Below are 20,661 nucleotides of genomic sequence, written 5' to 3'. Positions count from 1 at the left end.
TTTCGAGGTCGCCCCCACCGGCCTACGGCCGGTAGCTCTCCGCCGCCGCCGTGTAGATCTCGTCGAGCCGCTCCCGCTGATCCGCTGGCCCCTCGACATACACCACGTGATACAGGCCGTCGATCAGCAACGCCCGGTTGAACGCCGTTCGTTCGCCGCTGTCGTCGCGCCAGTCGAAGATGCCCTGCGCCCACGAGACGCCGTCCTCGTAGTCCTCGTACAGGCCCGTGGAGCTGCGGTACTGATACGCCCGGTACGGGTCGAGCTCGCGCTGGTCGCTCAGCTGGTAGTCCGTGGGCTCGGCCGCGAACTCCGCCGCGCTGTCGCGGCCCGGCACGAACAGCAGCCGCAGGCCCTCGCCCGCGTAGACGATCTGCCCGTCGCCGTTCGGCCCCTGGCGCTCCCAGCCCTCGGGGACCATCGCCGAGAAGCCCTCCGCGTCCTGGGCCTCGGTGAACCCCGCGGGTGGCGGCGCGGGCTCGGAGTCCTCCTCGGCGGGCGACGGGTCCGTCGCGCCCTCCGTCGGATCGCCCGACGGCGACGGCTCACGCTCCTCGGCCGGGGGCGACTCGCGGCCCGCTGGCTCCTGCGACTCGGGCCCAGGCGGCGCCGAACCCCCTTCGTCGGTCCGGTCGTTGTCGCTCATGAACGCCATCACATACGCGATCGCCCCCGCCATCCCCAGCAGCACGACCGTCAGCAGCGCGCGCCCGAGGCGGCGCGGGCTGTGCTCCCCGCGCTGGCGCGGGCGCCGACGCGGGCCCACCAGCTCGCCACGGCGGCGCACGATCGGCAGCCGCCGAGGGTCGGCCGGGCGCCCCGGCTCGAGGGCGGGGGGCGCGGTGACCGTGCGGCGCCCCACCTCGGGCTCGGGCGCGCTGCGCAGCAGCGAACGCAGCCAGCCGCGCAGCTCCTCGGCGCTCAGCCGCTCGGTCGGGTCCTGGCGCAGCAGCGACTCGATGATGGGCCGCAGCGCCCCGCAGTCCTCGGCGAACGCGGGCTGTTCGGCGCACACCGCCTGTGTCAGCTCGGCCGCCGACTCCTCGGGGTAGGGCGGATAGCCCTGGACCGCGCGGAACAGCAGCGCGCCGAGCGCCCAGAAGTCGGCCGGGGGGCCGACGGGCGGCGCGAGCCGCCAGTTCGCGTACACCGGGCCCGCCTGCTCCGGCGCCCAGCGCTCGGTGACGGCGCCCACGGTGGCGATGCGCGCCTGGCGCGCGCGCTCCGCGGCCCTGGCGCTGCCGGGCCCCCGGTAACGCTCCTCCGCGCCCGGCCCCTGCCCCGCCCCACGCCCGGCACCCGGCACGGGAATGGACACGGTCGACGGCGCGGGCGCGCCCGCGGGCACCGGCACGGACACGGTGGAGGGCGGCTGCGCGGGCGGCCCCGCCTGGGACTGCCGCGGCTGCTGGGGGTGCTGGGAGTGGGGGTGCTGGGAGTGCTGGGGGTGGGGGTGCTGGGGGTGGGGGTGCTGGGGGTGCTGAGCCTGCGGCGGCTGCCGCTGGGGGGGCGGCGCCTGACGGGGCGTGGGCTCCCAGCCCGTCCGCACCGGGTGCGTCGGCCGCCCCGGCCCCGGCAGCTCGGTCGGCCCGGCGCCCGCGCGCTGCGCCGCACCGGCCTGGGTGCCCGCGCGATACGCCGCGATCGCGCCGCTGCGCGCGGCCCGCTCGGCCGCGGTGGGCGGGCGCGCCCCGCGCTCGGGCGCGGCGCCGCCCTCGAAGTCCCATGAGGCGGGCAGCCGTTCACCCGTCTCGGGCCCCGACCCGCCGCCCTGCTGCCGCATGCGCGCGACAAAGCCGCTGGTGTCGCCGCCCTCCGCGTGCGGCGGCTGCTCCTGTCCCCGGTCATCCACCCGGGGAACGGCCCCGGTGTCCCAACGGCGGTACGCGTCCGGCACCGGCCCACCCTGTGGCCCCGCCCCCGAGGGCGCGGGAGGCCCGGCGGGCCCCGAGGGCGCGGCGGGCGCGACAGGCCCGTGGGGCTCGCTGCTCCATGGCTCACCCCGCGAAGGCCCCTCGACGGGCTCGCGCGCCGTGAACCCGGGCGGCAGCCCGCCCTGCTCCCGCACGCGCGCCGCCAGCTGCCCCGGCGTCTCGGCGCCCTGCGGCGGCGGGCCCTCCGGCTGCGGGCCCTGCGCGGGCCCCGGCAGCGGGCGTTGCAACGCCTCCGACCGCGGCGGCATGGGCGGCGGGCCCTGCTGCCGCGGGGCGCGCGGCGGCTCCGCGGCGAACGTGTCGGGCACGTCCGATGGCAGCGGGTCGTACCCGCACAGCACCTCCTCGGCCGCGCCCGCGGCGAGCCCGGTCAGCACCGCGCGGCCGTCCTCGCAGATCAGCACGGTGCGCGCCGTGACGTTGCGGTGCGTCCAGCCCTGCGCGTGCACGATGCGCAGCGCGGCCAGCACGTCGGCGGCCACCTCGGCCGCGCGGAACGGGCCAAGCCGCTCCTCCGCCAGCATCGCGGCCAGCGGCCTCGCGGGCACTAATTCGCTGACGATCCAGAGCCCGTCGCCCTGCACGAAGACGTCGAAGACCTGGTCGAGCCGCGGGTGGTCGGGCAGCCTCGCCGCCGCCGCGGCGGCCTCGACGGCGCGCCGCACCACCGGGTCGTCGGGCTGACGGGTCGCCCGGTCGCTCCCACCCCGCACCACCGAAGGCCGGGGCCTGCCGACCTCGTCGAGCGTCTCCGCCTCCACGACCTCGGGCAACGGCACCTGCCGCACCAGGACTTCCTGTCCACTGGCGGTGTCAAAGGCCCGTGACTCGATGAGCTCGAACTCCTCCGAGGGAGTCCTCGGGAGCCGATAACGATCTGCCAGAAGCCGTCCCGCATAAGTTTCCACGATGCCTCCCCACCGCGTGCGAGCCCCCCGCGCCGGATCCGGCCTCTCACCATACGCGCCCGGGCTACCCCGCGGCTACGGTCCGTCAACTGCTGATAGTGCTCAGTCCAAGGGCTGGAACGTCGCGAAGGCCGTCTCGCGCAACGTGCGGCACGCGTCGCCGTTCCACTCGTCCTCGGGGCAGGTGATCATGATCGCGTAGCCGTGACTGTCGTCTATTCGAAAACCCCTGTTCAGTATGTGGACAGGAGTACCCCTCTCGGTGCGCTGGAACTCCCAGTCGGCGACCGTGGGATAGCCCCGCCACTCGACGGTCTCGATCGACAGGCGCTCGTAGTCGTTGCTGTTCCCGCGGACTGCGGGCTCGAGGGCGCGCCAGGAAGCCTCGGCGTCGTCCTGGGGATTGCTGTTGAAGTCGACCTGGACCTTGGGGCCTTGGCGGTCGGGGGCGCTGTAGATGCCCCCGGAGTTCTGTCCGGCTATGTCGACGCGCTGCCAGCCCTGCGGCAGGGACATCCGGAAGTTGAAGTCGGCGTCGACGACCTCGTCGTACCCGGCCGGGGTGCCGGGGAGCGAGGCGTCCGGGTCGGTCTCGGGCTCGGTGCCAGGCGGCCTGTCCTCCTCGGCGGGCGGATCCTCGTCGGCGGACTCCCCGCCGTCCCCCGCTCCCCCGGGGTCGTCGGCCTGGGGGTCGTCCTGCGCGGGACCGCCCTCGGCGCTCTCGGCGTTCTCCTCGTCGTCATCGGCCGGGGTGGTGGCGGGCTCGTCCGTGGTCCCCTGACCGCCCGTCTCGCCGCCGTCGTCGTCGCCACCGAGCGTCGCGGCCAGGGCGGCGCCGATCAGGGCGAGGACCGCGACGACGACGGCCACGATGATCAACGTGCGCCGACGCCCGGTGGCGAGGCGCGCGCGATAGGTCGTGGTCGTGCTCGACGAGCCGTCGCCCGGCGCCGAGGGCGACGCTGCCACCGCTGGCGTGGTGCCTGACTCCGCGGTCGGCTCCGCGGTCGGGGTCAGGGCCGGGGTCGGCTCCGCGGTCGGGGCCGGGGTCGAGGGCTCGGAGGCCAGGGCCGCCACCGGGACCGCGGGAGTGGGAGCGGGCGCCGGGGCCCGGTCCTTGCCCTTCCCCTTGCCCTTCCCCGGCCGCTCGGTGAGGCCGACCACCAGGGTCTTCCCTGCCTCGGCCTTCTCCTTCTCCTCGCGCTCTTTCTCCTCGCGCTCCTTCTTCTCGCGCTCCTCGCGCTCCGCGCTCTCGGCCTCGGCCAGCGCGGCCGTGAGCAGCCGCCTGGTCCCCGGCTCGTCGAGCCGCGCGACGGGGTCCTTCTTAAGCAGCCCGGTCACCACGGCGGTCAACGGGCCCGCCCGGCGCGGCGCGGGCACCGGGTCGTGCATGACGGCGGCCAGCGTGGCGATCGCGCCGCCCTCGTCGTAGGGCGGGCGGCCCTCGACGCAGCAGAACAGCAGCGCGCCGAGCGACCACAGGTCGGCGGGCGGGCCGGGCTGCTGGCCCCTGGCGCGCTCGGGCGAGATATAGGAGGGCGCGCCGACGAGCATGCCGGTCGAGGTGATCGACGGGTCGCCCTCGACCTTGGCGATGCCGAAGTCGGTGAGGACGACGCGCCCGTCCTCGTCGGCGATGAGAACGTTCGACGGCTTGACGTCGCGGTGCAGGATGCCGCCGGTGTGCGCGGCGCGCAGCACGTCGAGGATGGCGAGGCCGATCGCGGCGGCGCGCGCGGGCGGCATCGGCCCGTCGCGGCGCACGATGTCGGCGAGCGAGCGCCCCTCGATCAGCTCCATCACGATCCATGGCCTCGAGCCCTCGTCCACCACGTCGTAGATGGTGACGACGCCCCTGCTGCGGATCTTGGCGATCGCCTTCGCCTCGCGCAGGGTGCGCGTGATCATGCGCTTGCGCTCGCCGTCGTCGACGCCCGGCGGCAGCCTGAGCTCCTTGACCGCGACCTCGCGGCCCAGGATCTCGTCGGTGGCGTGCCACACGGTGCCCATGCCGCCGCGGCCCACGACGGCGCCGAGGCGGTAACGCCCGTTGAGCAGGCGGGCGCTTGACCGCTCCACCGCCACGGTCGTCTCGGGGGACGACGCGTCGCCGTCCGGCTCGTCCGGCTCGTCGAGAACGGCGTCCTCGTCCGGAACGGCGGCCTCGTCCGACGCCTCGTCAGCCTTCGCACCCCCGGCGCGGGACGCGTCGACGCGCGGATCGGCGCGCGGCTCACCGCGCGCCCCCGCGCCCCCCTCGTCCGGCACTTCAGCCGCCTCCTCACGCGATGCCTCGCGCGATGCCTCACGTGAGGCATCGCGCGAAACCGCGTCGCGCGGCTCGTTCTTCGGGGCTTTCCGCGCCTCGGTGTCCCCGTTGTCTTGGCCCATGCGTCCCCTCCGGCTTCCCCGGCCATTGTCACCCATTCCGCCGACACCGGGGTGACGGGGCGCATCACGCCATCGCTACGGCTTCACCACGGCGGCCTCGCGCCGCGCACCGCTGCCTCACAGCGGCACGGTGTCAGGCGCCCCCAACCTGGCGGCGTCCGCGGTCTGGTCGTCCGGCTGGAGCTGCGACTCGCGCTCGGCCTCGACCCGCTTCCTGTAGTGCCGCACCTCGCGTTCGACCTGGTCGGGCGTCCAGCCGAGCACCCCGGCCATCAGCTCGGCGCACTCGGGCGCGCTGCGCGTCCCTCGGTCGAACGTCTCGATCGAGATCCGCGTCCTGCGCGTGAGCACGTCCTCGAGGTGCCGGGCGCCCTCGTGCGAACAGGCGTAGACAATCTCCGCCTTGAGGTAGTCGTCGGCCGCGGGCAGCGGCTCGCCGAGCCTGGGGTCGGCGGCGATCAGGTCGAGCAGCTCCTCCGTCAACGAGCCGTAGCGCCGCAGCAGATGCTCGATCCGCGCCTCGTGCAGCCCGACGCGCGTGGCGAGCCTGGCCCTGGCGTTCCACAGCGCGTGGAAGCCCTCGGCGCCCGCGAGGCGCACCTCCTCGGTGCAGCACGCCGCGACCCGCTGGTCGAGGCCGTGCACGGCCGCGTCGACCGCGTCCTTGGCCATGACCCGGTACGTCGTGTACTTGCCGCCCGCCACGACCACGAGCCCCGGCACGGGGTGCGCCACCGTGTGCTCGCGCGACAGCTTGCTCGTGGCGTCCGACTCCCCGGCGAGCAGCGGGCGCAGCCCGGCGTAGACGCCCTCGACGTCGTCGCGGGTCAGCGGAACGGCGAGCACGTCGTTGATGTGGTCGAGCAGGTAGTCGATGTCGGCGCTGGACGCCGCGGGGTGCGCCTTGTCCAGGTCCCACGCGGTGTCCGTCGTGCCAATGATCCAGTGCCTGCCCCACGGGATGACGAACAGCACGCTCGTCTCGGTGCGCAGGATCAGCCCGCTCGACGAGTGGATGCGGTCCTTGGGCACCACGAGGTGGATGCCCTTGGAGGCGCGCACGTGGAACTGCCCGCGCTCCGCGATCATCGCCTGGGTGTCGTCGGTCCACACGCCGGTGGCGTTGACGACCTGCTTGGCCCGCACCTCGTACGTGCCGTCCTCCTCCAGGTCCCGCACCCGCACGCCCACGACGCGCTCGCCCTCGCGCAGGAACTCCGTCACCCGCGCGCGGTTGGCCACGTGCGCCCCGAAGCCCGCCGCGGTGCGCACGAGCGTGGCGACGTAGCGCGCGTCGTCCATCTGCGCGTCGTAGTACTGCAACGCCCCGACCAGCGCGTCCTTCTTGAGCGCGGGCGCGACCCGCAGCGCGCCTCGGCGCGAGAGGTGCCGGTGGTGCGGCAGCCCGCCCGTGCGGCCCGACGAACGCGCCATCAGGTCGTACATCGCGACGCCCGTGCCCGCGTACACCCGCTCCCACGCGCGGTGCTTGAGCGGGTAGAGGAACGGCACGGGCCGCACCAGGTGCGGGGCGATGCGGTCGAGCAGCAGGCCGCGCTCCTTGAGCGCCTCGCGGACGAGCCCGAAGTCCAGCATCTCCAGGTAGCGCAGCCCGCCGTGGATCAACTTGCTCGACCGGCTCGACGTGCCCGAGGCCCAGTCCCGCGCCTCGAGGAGCCCCGTGGACAGCCCTCTGGTCACCGCGTCGAGCGCCGTGCCAGCCCCGACGATGCCTCCTCCGATCACGAGCACGTCGAGCTCGCGCTCCGACATCCTGGCCAGTGCCTCGGTCCGCCGTTCGGGCCCCAGTGCGACTGTCCTCACGCCTGCCTCCTCATCGGCCGCTCCGCCAGTGTGGGTGTCACTCGCTCGCTCGCCTGCTCGTTCGGGTCATGTCCCGCTAACGATGCTCCCCCATTTCCGCCGCTTTGGCGCGCCATCGATCCACCCCGGCGGTCAATCGGCTACATCTGTCATATATGCCCCTAAGCAGACAGACAGGGCAGAAGGGAGCCGTGCCGCGTATGCCCGCCGATCTCGCGGTTCTCGGCCTTGAGCAGCTGGGACTGCCCGCCGCCCAGGCCGCCACCGCCGCCGGAGTCGCCACCGTCGGCTTCACCCCCGAACACGCCACCGCCACGTGGCTGAACGCCGGTCGCGCCCCCGCGGGGGCCGCGCTCTCCGCCGCCGAGCTGCGCCGCATGCTGGCCACCGGGTTCCGCGCCACCAGCGATCCCGCGGTGCTTGGCCGGGTCCGCACGGCGCTCATCTGCGCCCCCACGCCCCCTGGCCCGGGGCGCGCGCCGGATCTGGGCGCCCTGCGCGCCGTCACGGAGACGCTTGCCGCGCGCCTGCGCCCGCGCACCCTGGTCGTCGTGGAGTCCGCCGTCCACCCGGGCACCACCCACGATGTCGTGCGCCCCCTCCTGGAATACGGCTCCGGGCTGCGCGCCGGGCGCGACTTCCATCTCGCCTGCGCCCCGGGGCGCGCCGATCCCGGAGGGCGCGCCCCCGGCAGCGCCCCCCGCGTCATCGGCGGCCTCACCCCCGCCTGCACCGAGGCCGCCGCCGCGTTCTACGGCCGCCTCACCGACAAGGTCGTGCGCGCCAAGGGCGTCGCCGAGGCCGAGGCCGTCAAGGTCCTCGAGACCAACTTCCGCCACGTCAACACCGCGCTCGTCAACGAGATGGCCGTGCTCTGCCACGAGCTCGGCGTCGACCTGTGGGACGTGGTCCGCTGCGCGGAGACCCGCCCTCATGGGCCCGCGCCGTTCCGCCCAGGGCCCGGCGTCGGCGGCCACGCCGCGCCGATGGACCCCGGGGGGCGGCTGCGGCTCGTCGGCCTGGCGCGCGAGGTCAACGAGCGCATGCCGCGTTACGTCACCGAACGCGCCGCCGCCCTGCTCAACGAGCACGGCAAGTCCGCGCGCGGCGCCCGCGTCCTCCTGCTCGGCGTCACGCACACGCCCGACGTGCCCGACCTGCCCGGCGATGAGGGCACCCCGGCCCATGAGATCGCCGCCCTGCTGATGGCCCTGGGGGCCCAACTCACCTACCACGACCCGCTGGTGGCGCGCTGGCGCGTCGCGGGCCGCCCGGTCCCGCGCGCCGTCGCGCTCTACGAGGCCGCCGCCGAAGCCGACCTCACCCTGCTCCTCCAGCCGCACGCCACCTATGACCTCCAGGGCCTCGCTGCCAAGGCCCCCCTGCTGCTCGACACCCGGGGCGCGACCCCCGCGGGGGCCGCCCACCGGTTGTGAGGCCCCGGGCCCTTCGCCTACGGTGCAGGGCCCATGAACCCCCCTCGACCGTTCTCCCGCCGCTCCTTCGTCGGCCGCTCAGGCGTCGCCCTGCTGGGCAGCGTGGGCGTACTCGCGAGCGCCCCCGGCGCGTTGGCCTGTGAACGCGCGGGCGTGCGCGCCCCGGGGTACGGTCCCCTGCTGGCCGACCCCGAGGGCCTGATCTCCCTCCCCGATGGCTTCGCCTACCGGGTGCTCACCCGGGCCGGGCACACCACGCTCACCACCGGCGAGCCCACCCCCTCCCACCACGACGGCGCGGGCGCGTTCGAAGGCCCCGAGGGCTCCGTTCTGCTGGTGGTCAACCACGAGCTCGGCGGCCCGCGTTCGGACTGGCGCCACCCCGTCCCGCTGGCCGAAGGGCTGGTCTACGACCCGGCCGCCTCGGGCGGCTGCACCGTCGTCCGGATCCCGCCCGGCGGCGGCCCCGTCACCGAGTGGGTCGGCATCGCGGGCACATCAACCAACTGCGCGGGCGGCACCACCCCCTGGGGCACATGGCTCACATGCGAGGAAACGGCCGACCGCGCGGGCGAGAACGGCATGACGGCCGACCACGGCTATGTCTTCGAGGTGGACCCCCACGACCTGGCGGCGGGCCGGGATCCCCGCCCGATCAAGGCCCTCGGCCGCTTCGAACACGAGGCCGTCGTCGTCGACCCGGCCCAGGGCCACCTCTATCTGACCGAGGACGCGAGCGATCCCAACGGCCTGTTCTACCGCTGGACCCCGCCCCCCGGATTCGTCCACGGCCATGGCGCGCTGCGCGGGCTGCCCGGCGACGCGGGAACGCTCCAGGCGCTCCGCTGCGCCGACGCCGATGGCCGCTTCGTCGACGACCTGAGCCGCGCCACCGAGACCGGCACCGTCTACGACGTCACCTGGGTCGACGTGCCCGAACGCGACGCCGGGGACGCGGCGATCCGCGAGCAGTTCGGCGAGGGCCGCGTCACCAGGGGCCGCAAGCTCGAGGGAATGTGGTGGGGCGACGAGGGCGCGTATGTCGTCTCCTCCTACGCCCGCGACGAGAGCCCCGGCGACCCGCACGACGGGCAGGTGTGGCTCTACGACCCGAAGCGGCGCACGTTCACGCTGAAGGTGCTGCTCGGCACGGGCGCCGACCCGCTCGCCCCCGGCCGCACCGACGGCCCCGACAACATCACGGTCTCCCCGCACGGCGGCCTGGTCGTCGCGGAGGACGGCGAGGGCCACCAGCAGCTGTTCGTCGCGGACGAGGAGGGCCGGACGTTCCCCCTCGCGCGCAACGAGGTCAACCTCGGCACGCGGGAGCGGCCCGCCTACGGCGAGTTCGTCGGGGTGACCTTCTCACCGGACGGCACCACCCTGTACGCGGCCATCCAGGACCCCGGCATCCTGCTGTCCATCACCGGCCCCTGGCACCGCTGATCGCCTGCCGCCTGACCGCCTGCCGCGGGCCAACACCGCGCAACGACACGCACCGCGGGCGCCCCGCGGAGCACCGCCCGCAGGCGGCACCCCGCCGCCGGGCGTCCACAACACCCGGGCGCGCCCCCGCAGGGCACCGCCACGCGCCAAGCGCGGACCCCCAGCACCCACAACCCCCCGCGGGACAACGCCCGTTGCCCCACACACCGAGCGCCCCCGCGCGGAGCGCGAAACTCCACCCGCGCCAAAGGCGCGGAAAACGGCGGGCGGGGAACAACCCCCTAAGGCACAGCGCCCAGCGTCTAGCGTGAGCGCGCCACCGTCACCTCGACGCGCTGGAACTCCTTCAGCTCCGAGTACCCCGTCGTCGCCATCGCGCGGCGCAGCGCCCCGAAGAAGTTCATCGAGCCGTCAGGGATGTGCGAGGGCCCGGTCAGGATCTCCTCCGTCGTGCCCACCGTGCCGAGGTGCACCTTCTTGCCGCGCGGCACGTCCTCGTGCACGGCCTCCATGCCCCAGTGGTGCCCGCGCCCCGGCGCGTCCGTCGCGCGCGCGAGCGGCGACCCCATCATCACGGCGTCCGCGCCGCAGGCCACCGCCTTGGGCAGGTCTCCCGACCACCCCACGCCGCCGTCCGCGATGACGTGCACATAACGCCCACCGGACTCGTCCATGTAGTCCCGCCGCGCCGCCGCGACATCCGCCACGGCCGTGGCCATCGGCACCTGGATGCCCAGGACGTTACGCGTCGTGTGCGCCGCGCCCCCGCCGAAGCCGACGAGCACGCCCGCCGCCCCCGTGCGCATCAGGTGCAGCGCCGCCGTGTACGTCGCGCAGCCGCCGACGATGACCGGCACGTCGAGCTCGTAGATGAACTGCTTGAGGTTCAGCGGCTCGGCCGCCCCCGACACGTGCTCGGCCGACACGGTCGTGCCGCGGATCACGAAGAGGTCGACGCCCGCGTCGAGGACGACCTTGGAGAACTGCGCCGTCCGCTGTGGCGACAGCGCCGCCGCCGTCACCACGCCCGCGTCCCTGACCTCGCGCAGCCGCCGGAAGATCAGCTCCTCCTTGATGGGCGCGGCGTAGATCTCCTGGAGGCGCGCGTTCGCCGTGGCCTCGTCGAGCCCCGTGATCTCGTCGAGCAGCGGCCGCGGATCCTCGTAACGGGTCCACAGGCCCTCGAGGTTGAGCACCCCGAGGCCGCCGAGCTCGCCGATCCTGATGGCCGTCGCGGGCGAGACCACCGAGTCCATCGGCGCCGCGAGGAACGGCAGCTCGAAGCGGTAGGCGTCGATCTGCCAGGCGATCGAGACCTCCTTGGGGTCACGGGTGCGCCTGCTCGGCACCACGGCGATGTCGTCGAACGCGTAGGCCCGCCGCCCGCGCTTGCCGCGGCCGATCTCGATCTCGGTCACGAGGAACCCCTTCCGTGAACGTTGCTCAGAACGTTGCTCAGCGCCGCGAGTAGTTCGGGGCTTCCGTCGTCATCTGGATGTCGTGCGGGTGGCTCTCCTTCAGCCCGGCCGCGGTGATGCGAACGAACCTGCCCCGCTCCTTGATCTCGGGAACGGTGCGCCCGCCCAGGTAGTACATCGACTGGTGCAGCCCGCCGACGAGCTGGTGCACCACGGACGCCAGCGGCCCGCGGTAGGGCACCTGGCCCTCGACGCCCTCGGGGATCAGCTTGTCGTCCTCGCCGACCCCCTCCTGGAAGTACCGGTCCTTGGAGTACGAACGCTGCTCGCCCCGCGACTGCATCGCCGCCAACGAGCCCATCCCGCGGTACGACTTGAACTGCTTGCCGTTGATGAAGAGCAGCTCGCCAGGCGACTCCTCGCACCCCGCGAGCAGGCTGCCGAGCATGACCGTGTCGGCCCCGGCGACCAGCGCCTTGGCGATGTCACCGCTGTACTGGAGGCCGCCGTCGCCGATCACGGGGATGCCCGCGTCGCGCGCCGCGAGCGACGCCTCGTGGATGGCCGTGACCTGCGGGACGCCGATCCCGGCGACCACGCGCGTCGTGCAGATCGACCCCGGGCCCACGCCCACCTTGATGCCGTCCACGCCCGCGTCCACGAGCGCCTGCGCGCCGTCGCGCGTCGCGACGTTCCCGGCGACGACGTCCACCGTGTGGTTCGACTTGATCTTGGCGGCCATGTCGGGCACCAGCCGCGAGTGGCCGTGCGCCGTGTCCACCACGAGGAAGTCGACGCCCGCCTCGATCAGCGCCTCGGCCCTGTCGTAGGCGTCCCCCGCCACGCCGACCGCCGCGCCGACGATCAGCCGCCCCTCGGCGTCCTTGGCGGCCCTGGGGTACTTCTCGGCCTTCACGAAGTCCTTGACGGTGATCAGGCCGCTGAGCCTGCCCTCGCCGTCCACCAGCGGAAGCTTCTCGATCTTGTGCCGCCGCAGCAGCTCCATCGCGTCGTCGCCCGAGATCCCGACCCGCCCGGTGACCAGCGGCATCGGCGTCATGACCTCGCGCACCTGGCGGCCGCGGTCGGGCTCGAAGGCCATGTCCCGGTTGGTGACGATCCCCAGCAGCCGCCCCGCCGCGTCCGTGACCGGCACGCCGCTGATACGGAACCGCGCACACAGCTCGTCGGCGTCCCGCAGCGTGGCGTCGGGGCGGATGGTGATCGGGTCGGTGACCATGCCCGACTCGGACCGCTTGACGCGGTCGACCTGGGCCGCCTGGTCCTCGATCGACAGATTGCGGTGGAGCACGCCCGCCCCGCCCTGCCGCGCCATGGCGATGGCCATCCGCGCCTCGGTGACCTTGTCCATGGCCGCGGAGATCAGCGGAACGTTCACCCGGACGTTGCGCGAGAGCCGCGACGACGTGTCGATGTCGCCAGGCGCCATGTCCGCGGGGCCGGGCAGCAGCAACACATCGTCGAAGGTCAGCCCGAGCGCCGCGAACTTCTCCGGCACCTCACCCGCGTAATCAGTCATGACAGCCTTTCCCACGCAACCCGCATGGCTGTCCATGCTACGGCTCCGTCCGGGTGCCCCTCGACCGGCCGCCCCACGCCCGCGGCCCGGCCCTTCAACGCCCCGCGAGCGCCCGCAGCCTGGTGAGCGCGCGATGCTGCGCCACGCGGACGGCGCCCGGCGACATCCCGAGCTTCTGCCCGGTCTCCTCGGCGGTCAGCCCCACCGCGACGCGCAGCAGCACCAGCTCCCGCAGATGGTCGGGCAGATTGGCCAGCAGCTTCCTCGCCCACTCGGCGTCGCTGCTCAGCAGCGCCCGCTCCTCAGGACCGAGGGAGTCGTCGGGCCGCTCGGGCATCTCGTCGGACGGCACCACCGTGCTGCCGGGGTGGCGCATCGCCGCCCGCTGGAGATCGGCGACCTTGTGCGCGGCGATGGCCACGACGAACGCGTCGAACGGGCGGCCCGTGTCCTGGTAGCGCGGCAGCGCGCACAGGACGGCCAGGCACACCTCCTGGGCGAGGTCGTCCACGAAGTGCCGCGCCTCCCCGGGAAGCCGCGCGAGCCGGACGCGGCAGTAGCGCAGGGCGAGCGGGTGCACATGGGCGAGCAGGTCGTGGGTGGCCTGGGGATCCCCCGCGGCGGCACGATGGACGAGGGCGCCGATCCCCGCTGTCTCGTCATCGCGCATCGGTCCATGGTGCACTGTCGCCGCTGGCTCCGGACCACCGCAGGCGGAGTTGTGCACCGAAGCGTTATGTGCGCCGGGAGCGTTGCGCGCGGGAGCGCCGAACGACATGTCCAGAGCCCTCCCCTCACGCCTGGCCGACTCGTCCCCAAGGAGCGTCATGCATCCAAGGATGCGTCACCCGCGCGGCTTTTGGTCGAGCGCTCCTCACCGGACGGGGCGACAGCGGCCGACCGCACTCCCCGTCCGGTGCGGTCGGGCCGGATCAGCGGGCCGGATCAGCGGACGAGTCCCCAGCGGAATCCCAGCGCGACGGCGTGCGCGCGGTCGGAGGCGCCCAGCTTCTTGAACAGGCGGCGCGCGTGCGTCTTGACCGTGTCCTCGGAGAGGAAGAGCTCGCGGCCGATCTCGGCGTTCGACCTGCCGTGGCTCATCCCCTCGAGCACCTGGATCTCCCGGGCGGTGAGCGTCGGCGCCGCGCCCATGTCCGACGACCGCAGGCGGCGGGGCGCGAGCCGCCACGTCGGGTCGGCGAGCGCCTGGGTGACGGTGGCGCGCAGCTCCGCCCGCGAGGCGTCCTTGTGGAGGTAGCCCCGCGCGCCCGCGGCGACGGCGAGCGCGACGCCGTCGAGGTCCTCGGCGACGGTGAGCATGATGATGCGCGCGCCGGGGTCCGCGGAAAGAAGGCGCCTGACGGTTTCCACACCCCCGAGCCCGGGCATTCGGACGTCCATCAGAATCAGGTCGGAACGGTCGGCACCCCAGCGGCGCAGGACCTCCTCGCCGTTGGCGGCCGTCGTGACCCGCTCAACGCCGGGCACGGTCGCGACCGCGCGGCGGAGCGCCTCCCGGGCGAGCGGGGAGTCGTCGCAGACAAGGACGGAAGTCATGGTCGCCCTCCGCAGCTGATGCGCATCACCTTGAGCCTCCAGGCAGTCGTGTGTGTCGTCATCTGTGCGGTTGACAGCCGTGTCAACCGCCTCCGCCCTCTCAACGACGGTCACCCGAAAGAGTTACGGCCTCCAACCTCACAGCAGCAGCACTGTACGTGACGGGTCGATCACACGGGGGGCGCCCTGGACAAACACGCCGAACATCCGTTTTTGACCTATTTAGACCTTATTGGCCATTCCAGGGTGTCTATAACCATATTCGGCTGGTAGTCATATTTACATCTACATTGCTGAGCCTCGATGACGATGGGACACTGTCATGGCAGATTTCTCCCGCCTTCCGGGCCCCAACGCCGACCTGTGGGACTGGCAGTTGCTCGCCGCCTGCCGGGGCGTGGACAGCTCGTTGTTCTTCCATCCCGAGGGGGAGCGCGGGGCGGCGCGCAGCGCTCGCGAAGAGGCGGCGAAGGAAGTGTGCATGCGCTGCCCGGTGCGTACCGAGTGCGCCAAGCACGCGCTCTCCGTCCGTGAGCCGTACGGCGTCTGGGGCGGGCTGACCGAGGACGAGCGCGAGGAGCTGCTGGGCCGCGCCCGCCGCGACCTGGTGAACGCGCACCCACAGCCGGGCCCGCGCTGACTCCGAGTACCGTCGTGATATGACAACTGCATTGGTGACGGGAGCGACGGCGGGCATCGGCGCCGCCTTCGCCCGCCGGCTGGCCCGCGACCGGCACGACCTGGTGCTCGTCGCGCGCGACGCCGACAGACTCAGGCGGCAGGCCGCCGAGTTGCACGACCGGCACGGGATCGAGGCGAGCGTCCTCCCGGCCGACCTGTCCACCGACGAGGGCATCGGCGCGGTCGAGAAGCGGCTGTCCGACCCCGAGCACCGGGTCGATCTCCTGGTGAACAACGCCGGGTTCGGCCTCAAGGGCGCCTTCCTCGACGTTCCCCTCGCCGACGAGCTGCGGATGCTGAAGGTGCACTGCGAGGCGGTGCTGCGGCTGACCTCGGCGGCCGTCGAGCCGATGAAGGAGCGCGGCGGGGCCGTGATCAACGTGTCGTCGGTGGCGGCGTTCTTCCCGCGCGGCACCTACAGCGCGTCCAAGTCGTGGGTCGTGCAGTTCACCGCGGGAGCGGCGCGCGACCTGGCGGGGAGCGGGGTGCGGCTGATGGCGCTGTGCCCGGGCTTCGTGCGGACCGAGTTCCACCAGCGGGCCTCGATGGACATGGGGTCGCTTCCCGGCTGGATGTGGCTGGACGCCGACCGCGTGGTGGACGCGGGCCTGAGGGACCTGGAGCGCGGCAAGTTCGTGTCGGTCCCCGACCCGCGCTACAAGATGATCTCGGGCACCTCACGGCTGACCCCGCGCAACTCGCTGGCCAGCCTCGCCTCGCGCGCCGGGCGCCGCGGCGGGCCCAAGGGCGGCCGCTGAACGCGCGCGGGCCCCGCTCCTCCACCGGTGCGTTCGGCGGTGGAACGGGGCCCGCGGGCGGCGCGTCCGAGCGGTCGCTCGCTCAGTGCGCGTGGCCGTGGCCGTGGCCGGCGGCGGCCTCCGGCTCCTCTTCCTTCTTCTCCACCACCAGCGTCTCGGTGGTGAGCAGGAGGGAGGCGATGGAGGCGGCGTTCTGGAGCGCGGAACGGGTCACCTTCACCGGATCGATGACGCCGTCCTTGACCAGGTCGCCGTAGACGCCGGTGGCGGCGTTGTAGCCCTGGCCCTTGTCGAGCTCGGCGACCTTCGAGGTGATCACATAGCCCTCGAGGCCGGCGTTCTCCGCGATCCAGCGCAGCGGCTCGACCGCGGCGCGGCGGACGATCGCCACGCCGGTGGCCTCGTCGCCGGTCTTGCCCAGGCCGCCGTCGAGCACCTTGGCCGAGTGGACGAGGGAGGCGCCGCCGCCGGGGACGATGCCCTCCTCGACCGCCGCGCGGGTGGCCGAGATGGCGTCCTCGAGGCGGTGCTTCTTCTCCTTGAGCTCGACCTCGGTGGCCGCGCCGACGCGGATGACGCACACGCCACCGGCCAGCTTGGCGAGGCGCTCCTGGAGCTTCTCGCGGTCCCAGTCGGAGTCGGTGGAGTCGATCTCGGCGCGGATCTGGGCGACCCTGGCCTCGATGTCGGCCGACTTGCCCGCGCCGTCGACGATGGTGGTGTCGTCCTTGGTGATGGTGACGCGGCGCGCGGTGCCGAGCACCTCGAGGCCCACCTGGTCGAGCTTGAGGCCGACCTCCTCGGAGATCACGGTGCCGCCGGTGAGGGTGGCCATGTCGCCGAGCATCGCCTTGCGGCGGTCGCCGAAGCCTGGGGCCTTGACGGCCACGGAGTTGAACGTGCCGCGGATCTTGTTGACGACGAGGGTGGACAGCGCCTCGCCCTCCACGTCCTCGGCGATCAGCAGCAGCGGGCGGGAGCCGCCGGACTGCATGATCTTCTCCAGGAGCGGCAGCAGATCCTGGATGGAGGAGATCTTGCCCTGGTGGATCAGGATGTAGGGGTCGTCGAGGACGGCCTCCATGCGCTCCTGGTCGGTGACCATGTAGTGCGACAGGTAGCCCTTGTCGAACGCCATGCCCTCGGTGAAGTCCAGCTCCAGACCGAAGGTCTGGGACTCCTCGACGGTGATCACACCGTCCTTGCCGACCTTGTCCATCGCCTCGGCGATGAGCTCGCCGACCTGCTTGTCCTGGGCGGACAGGGCGGCGACCGCGGCGATGTCCTCCTTGGAGTCGATCGGCCGCGCGCTGGCGCGCAGGTCGTCGGCGACCGCCTCGACGGCGGCGTCGATGCCCCGCTTGAGCCCGGACGGCGAGGCGCCCGCGGCCACGTTGCGCAGGCCCTCGCGGACCAGCGCCTGGGCCAGGACGGTGGCGGTGGTGGTGCCGTCGCCCGCGATGTCGTTGGTCTTGGTCGCCACCTCCTTGACCAGCTGCGCGCCCAGGTTCTCGTACGGGTCCTCGGCCTCCACCTCGCGGGCGATCGTCACGCCGTCGTTGGTGATGGTGGGAGCGCCGAACTTCTTGTCGATGACGACGTTCCGGCCACGGGGACCGATGGTGACCTTGACGGCGTCGGCGAGCTGGTTGACGCCGCGTTCGAGGGCGCGGCGGGCGTCCTCGTCGAATTTCAGGATCTTCGCCATGGGTGTGGGTGTCCCTTAATGATCTTCGGAAAGAACGCCACGCCCCGGCCCCGGCTGTCTTCTCAGCTCAGTCGCGGGTGACGGGGCGCGGCGGGAAGTGCGTGTGTGCCGTACGCGGTCTTACTTCTCGATGATCGCGAGCACGTCGCGGGCCGAGAGGACGAGGTAGTCCTCGTTGTTGTACTTCACCTCGGTGCCGCCGTACTTGCTGTACAGCACGATGTCGCCGACCTTGACGTCGAGCGGCAGGCGGTTGCCGTCCTCGAAACGGCCCGGGCCCACGGCAAGGACGGTGCCCTCCTGGGGCTTCTCCTTGGCGGTGTCAGGAATGACCAGGCCCGAGGCCGTGGTCTGCTCGGCGTCGAGCGGCTGGACCACGATGCGGTCCTCGAGCGGCTTGATGGCAACCTTGGAGCTGACGGTCGTCACGATCCGACCTCCCCCTTCGGAGATCTCACGGGGTCTTCTATGGGCTGTTGGCAACGTCGGTGGACCCGTCGTCGCGGGTGCCGGATCCGCCTGTCGCGCGTATCTGGCACTCATCCAGGGAGAGTGCCAATGCCGAGACTATGCGCCGGTTAGCACTCAGTCAACTAGAGTGCCAAGTGACCGGGCGGGCGCCGCCCTCAGAGGGCGTGCGCGCCGGCGGAAACGCGCCTGAGCAGGGGGCGTTGGGCACGGTGGGGCGCGTTCGGGCCGTTGCGCCCCGGCGCGTCGCGGGGCGCGTGGAGCGTGGGGTGTCGCGAGGGGCGCGGTCGTCAGATGTAGTCCTCCAGGCACGCGAGGGCGAAGCCCTGCTCCGTGACGGCGTCGATCACCCGGCGCACCATGTCGGTCATGCTGCCCGACCACTCGGCCTCGCCCCTGAAGTGGGTCAGGATGATGTCGCCGGGGTGGAACTTCCGGTCGTCCCTGCCCCAGTCGATCCGGTCGGGGAACGCCTCCTGCGCCCACAGCGGCACGACCTCGACCCCGCACGAGGCGGCGGCGCGGAGCGTGTCGCGGTCGTAGGCGCCGTAGGGCGGGCGGAAGAGGGGCGGGCGCTCGCCCAGCTCCTTCTCCAGCGTGTCCTGCTGGCGGCAGATCTCCTTGCGCTGCTCGGCGTAGGAGAGCCGGGTCATCTCGGGGTGGCTGACGGAGTGGTTGTGCATGCCAGCGCCGTCGCGGACGGCCTTCCTGAAGTAGCCGTAGTCCTCGCGGGCCACCTCATCGGTCAGGAAGCCGCTGTAGGGCACGTCGAGCTGGCTGAGCATCTTCAGGAGGTCGGGGTCCTTCTCCGCGCCGTCGTCGATGGTGAGGAAGACGACCTTCTCGTCCGTGGGGACCTGGACGATGACCGGCGGCAGCCCGGCCCCCGACACATGGCCGGGCTCGGCGGTGAGCTCCGGCTTGCGCTCGGGCGGGGCGGGCGGGCGCAGGGGCGCGCGGCGCAGTCCCCAGCGCTTGGCGGCGACGGCACGGCGCGCTTCGGCGCGTTCGAGCCGTTCGGCGTACTCCTTGACCGAGACGAAGGCGCGCTCGGAACGCCCGATCGCCGAGGGGGCGTTGGCGTCCACGGTGGCGGACCAGCCGTCGTCGCGCTCGCGCCCGTCGGGCAGCAGGAACGGAGGCAGCCCGGCGCCCGAGCAGATCAGGGCGAGTAACGCCGCCCCCGAGAGCGCGCCGCAGCGCCGCGCCCTGAGCGGAACGCGTTCCCCCAGTCGACCCCCAATTTGTCCTACTTGTCCGATAATCCTCATGGCTCGGGATGGTGCCATCCACCATCCCCGCACCCGGGCACGCCGTTCCTGACCCGCGGGGAGAATGACTCGGGTGGCCGCACCCGATCCCGACACCTTCGAAGCCCTGCTGAGCGAGCGGGGCGAACGCCTCCTCGCCGAGCTGCGCGACATCACGCCGGACCGCGAGCTGGCCGCGGCGACCCGCCTGCGCCGCGACCACCCGCCCGAGCTGGTGAGCGCCGCCCTCGCCCAGGCCCGGCTGCGGCAGCGCGCGGCGGCGAAGTTCGGGGCGGACGCGGGGCGGATGTTCTTCACGCCCGATGGCGTGGAACAGGCCACGCGCGCCCCCGTCGCCGAGTGGCGCGCCCGTCGTTTCGCCCAGCTCGGGGTGCGGCGGGTGGCCGATCTGTGCTGCGGCATCGGCGGCGACGCGATCGCCCTGGCCAGGGCGGGCATCCCGGTGCTCGCGGTGGACCGCTCGCCGCTGGCGTGCGCGGTCGCCCAGGCGAACGCCGCCGCGCTCGGCCTCGCCGACCTCGTGACGGTGCGCCACGCGGCCGTGGAGGACACGGACGTCGCGGGCTGCGACGCGGTGTTCGTCGACCCCGCGAGGCGCCGGACCACGGGCGGCCGGGTCTTCGCCCCCGAGGCGTACTCGCCGCCGCTGTCGTGGGCCGTCCAGGCGGCGGGGCGCGTTCCCTACGCGGCGCTCAAGGTCGCGCCCGGCGTGCCGGACGAGGCTATTCCCGCGGCGGCGTCCGAGGCGGAGTGGGTCTCGCACCGGGGCGAGGTGAAGGAGGCGGTGCTGTGGTTCGGCACGGGCGGCGCCGGGGCGGCGCCGCGCCGGGCGACGCTGCTGCCCAGCGGCGCCACGGTGGCGGGCCTGGCGCGGCCCGCTCCGGTGGGCCCGGTGGGCCGTCACCTGTACGAGCCGGACGGCGCGGTGATCCGCGCGCACCTGGTCGCCGACGTGGCCGAGCGCATCGGCGGCCGCCTTCTCGACCCGTCGATCGCGTACCTGACGACCGACGAGCCGCGCCCGACGCCGTTCGCGACGGGCTACGAGATCACGGACGTCCTGCCGTTCGGCGTGAAACGGCTGCGGGCGCTGCTGCGCGAGCGCGGCGTTGGCAGGGTGACGGTGAAGAAGCGGGGCTTCGCGGTGACGCCAGAGGAGCTGCTGCGGCAGCTCAAGCCGAGGGGGCCGGGCGCGGTGACGGTCTTTCTGACGCGGGTGGGCGCGGCGCCGACGATGTTGTTGGGGCTGCCTCACTAGTGCCCACCCGCCCGCCCCTGCGAGGGGTTCGCCAGAGAAGTAGCCGATCCCGGCGTTCCCCCC

The 20,661-nt window shown here is 73.3% G+C and carries 15 protein-coding genes; 5 read left to right on the top strand and 10 right to left on the bottom strand.

Translation table 11 applies throughout. From position 1 onward, the window contains the following. Positions 1-22 precede the first annotated feature (22 nt). From DEH69_RS10580 to DEH69_RS10570, 3 genes are all read right to left on the bottom strand, one after another. Positions 23-2,722 carry a serine/threonine protein kinase gene (locus tag DEH69_RS10580; protein WP_258534576.1) on the bottom strand — a complete coding sequence of 900 codons (2,700 nt, stop codon included), beginning with the start codon at positions 2,720-2,722 and terminating at the stop codon, positions 23-25. Positions 2,723-2,944: 222 nt separating this feature from the next. Next, a complete protein-coding gene (locus tag DEH69_RS10575) occupies positions 2,945-5,110 on the bottom strand; it encodes a protein kinase (RefSeq protein WP_309302777.1) in 2,166 nt (721 codons plus the stop codon). Positions 5,111-5,350: 240 nt separating this feature from the next. Continuing rightward, complete coding sequence (locus tag DEH69_RS10570) at positions 5,351-7,057, bottom strand: glycerol-3-phosphate dehydrogenase/oxidase (RefSeq protein WP_113686686.1); 1,707 nt, start codon at positions 7,055-7,057, stop codon at positions 5,351-5,353. A gap of 200 nt (positions 7,058-7,257) precedes the next feature. Between DEH69_RS10570 and DEH69_RS10565 the strand changes: the two genes are divergently transcribed. Continuing rightward, positions 7,258-8,493 (top strand): nucleotide sugar dehydrogenase, encoded by a 1,236-nt coding sequence (locus DEH69_RS10565; protein WP_113686685.1) that lies wholly within the window; start codon positions 7,258-7,260, stop codon positions 8,491-8,493. A 33-nt stretch (positions 8,494-8,526) separates the two neighbouring features. Further along, on the top strand, positions 8,527-9,939 hold the full coding sequence (locus DEH69_RS10560; RefSeq protein WP_113686684.1) for an alkaline phosphatase PhoX: 1,413 nt from the start codon (positions 8,527-8,529) through the stop codon (positions 9,937-9,939). 302 nt (positions 9,940-10,241) lie between these two features. Here DEH69_RS10560 and DEH69_RS10555 read toward each other — a convergent pair whose 3' ends face one another. The 4 genes from DEH69_RS10555 to DEH69_RS10540 all read right to left on the bottom strand — a co-directional run bounded on the left by DEH69_RS10555 (position 10,242) and on the right by DEH69_RS10540 (position 14,454). Next, positions 10,242-11,357: a GuaB3 family IMP dehydrogenase-related protein gene (locus DEH69_RS10555; protein WP_113686683.1), complete on the bottom strand. Its 1,116-nt coding sequence runs from the start codon at positions 11,355-11,357 to the stop codon at positions 10,242-10,244. Between the two features lie 37 nt (positions 11,358-11,394). Continuing rightward, the gene (gene guaB, locus DEH69_RS10550; RefSeq protein ID WP_113686682.1) at positions 11,395-12,897 is read right to left on the bottom strand and encodes an IMP dehydrogenase; all 1,503 of its coding nucleotides are present in this window, start codon (positions 12,895-12,897) and stop codon (positions 11,395-11,397) included. Positions 12,898-12,991: 94 nt separating this feature from the next. Further along, positions 12,992-13,567, bottom strand: a complete 576-nt coding sequence (locus DEH69_RS10545) for a sigma-70 family RNA polymerase sigma factor (protein WP_309302776.1) — start codon at positions 13,565-13,567, stop codon at positions 12,992-12,994. A gap of 275 nt (positions 13,568-13,842) precedes the next feature. Continuing rightward, positions 13,843-14,454 (bottom strand): response regulator transcription factor, encoded by a 612-nt coding sequence (locus DEH69_RS10540; protein WP_019431595.1) that lies wholly within the window; start codon positions 14,452-14,454, stop codon positions 13,843-13,845. Positions 14,455-14,776: 322 nt separating this feature from the next. Between DEH69_RS10540 and DEH69_RS10535 the strand changes: the two genes are divergently transcribed. Beyond that, a complete protein-coding gene (locus tag DEH69_RS10535) occupies positions 14,777-15,094 on the top strand; it encodes a WhiB family transcriptional regulator (RefSeq protein ID WP_113686680.1) in 318 nt (105 codons plus the stop codon). Positions 15,095-15,113: 19 nt separating this feature from the next. Further along, complete coding sequence (locus DEH69_RS10530) at positions 15,114-15,893, top strand: SDR family oxidoreductase (RefSeq protein WP_113686679.1); 780 nt, start codon at positions 15,114-15,116, stop codon at positions 15,891-15,893. An 82-nt stretch (positions 15,894-15,975) separates the two neighbouring features. On the opposite strand, the gene groL is transcribed toward DEH69_RS10530, so the two are convergent. The 3 genes from groL to DEH69_RS10515 form a co-directional block, all read right to left on the bottom strand. Further along, positions 15,976-17,601 (bottom strand): chaperonin GroEL, encoded by a 1,626-nt coding sequence (gene groL, locus DEH69_RS10525; protein ID WP_113686678.1) that lies wholly within the window; start codon positions 17,599-17,601, stop codon positions 15,976-15,978. Positions 17,602-17,721: 120 nt separating this feature from the next. After that, positions 17,722-18,030, bottom strand: coding sequence for a co-chaperone GroES (gene groES, locus DEH69_RS10520; RefSeq protein ID WP_113686677.1), 309 nt, complete (start codon positions 18,028-18,030; stop codon positions 17,722-17,724). Between the two features lie 329 nt (positions 18,031-18,359). Further along, complete coding sequence (locus tag DEH69_RS10515; RefSeq protein ID WP_113686676.1) at positions 18,360-19,340, bottom strand: polysaccharide deacetylase family protein; 981 nt, start codon at positions 19,338-19,340, stop codon at positions 18,360-18,362. Between the two features lie 64 nt (positions 19,341-19,404). Here DEH69_RS10515 and DEH69_RS10510 point away from each other — a divergent pair, with 64 nt between their 5' ends. After that, complete coding sequence (locus tag DEH69_RS10510) at positions 19,405-20,598, top strand: class I SAM-dependent methyltransferase (RefSeq protein ID WP_113686675.1); 1,194 nt, start codon at positions 19,405-19,407, stop codon at positions 20,596-20,598. Positions 20,599-20,661 lie beyond the last annotated feature (63 nt).

It is taken from the genome of Streptomyces sp. PT12 (genome assembly GCF_003311645.1).
GTDB lineage: Bacteria > Actinomycetota > Actinomycetes > Streptomycetales > Streptomycetaceae > Streptomyces.
The sequence above is the reverse complement of the archived record's forward strand: the minus strand, read 5'-3'. Positions and strand labels throughout refer to the sequence as shown.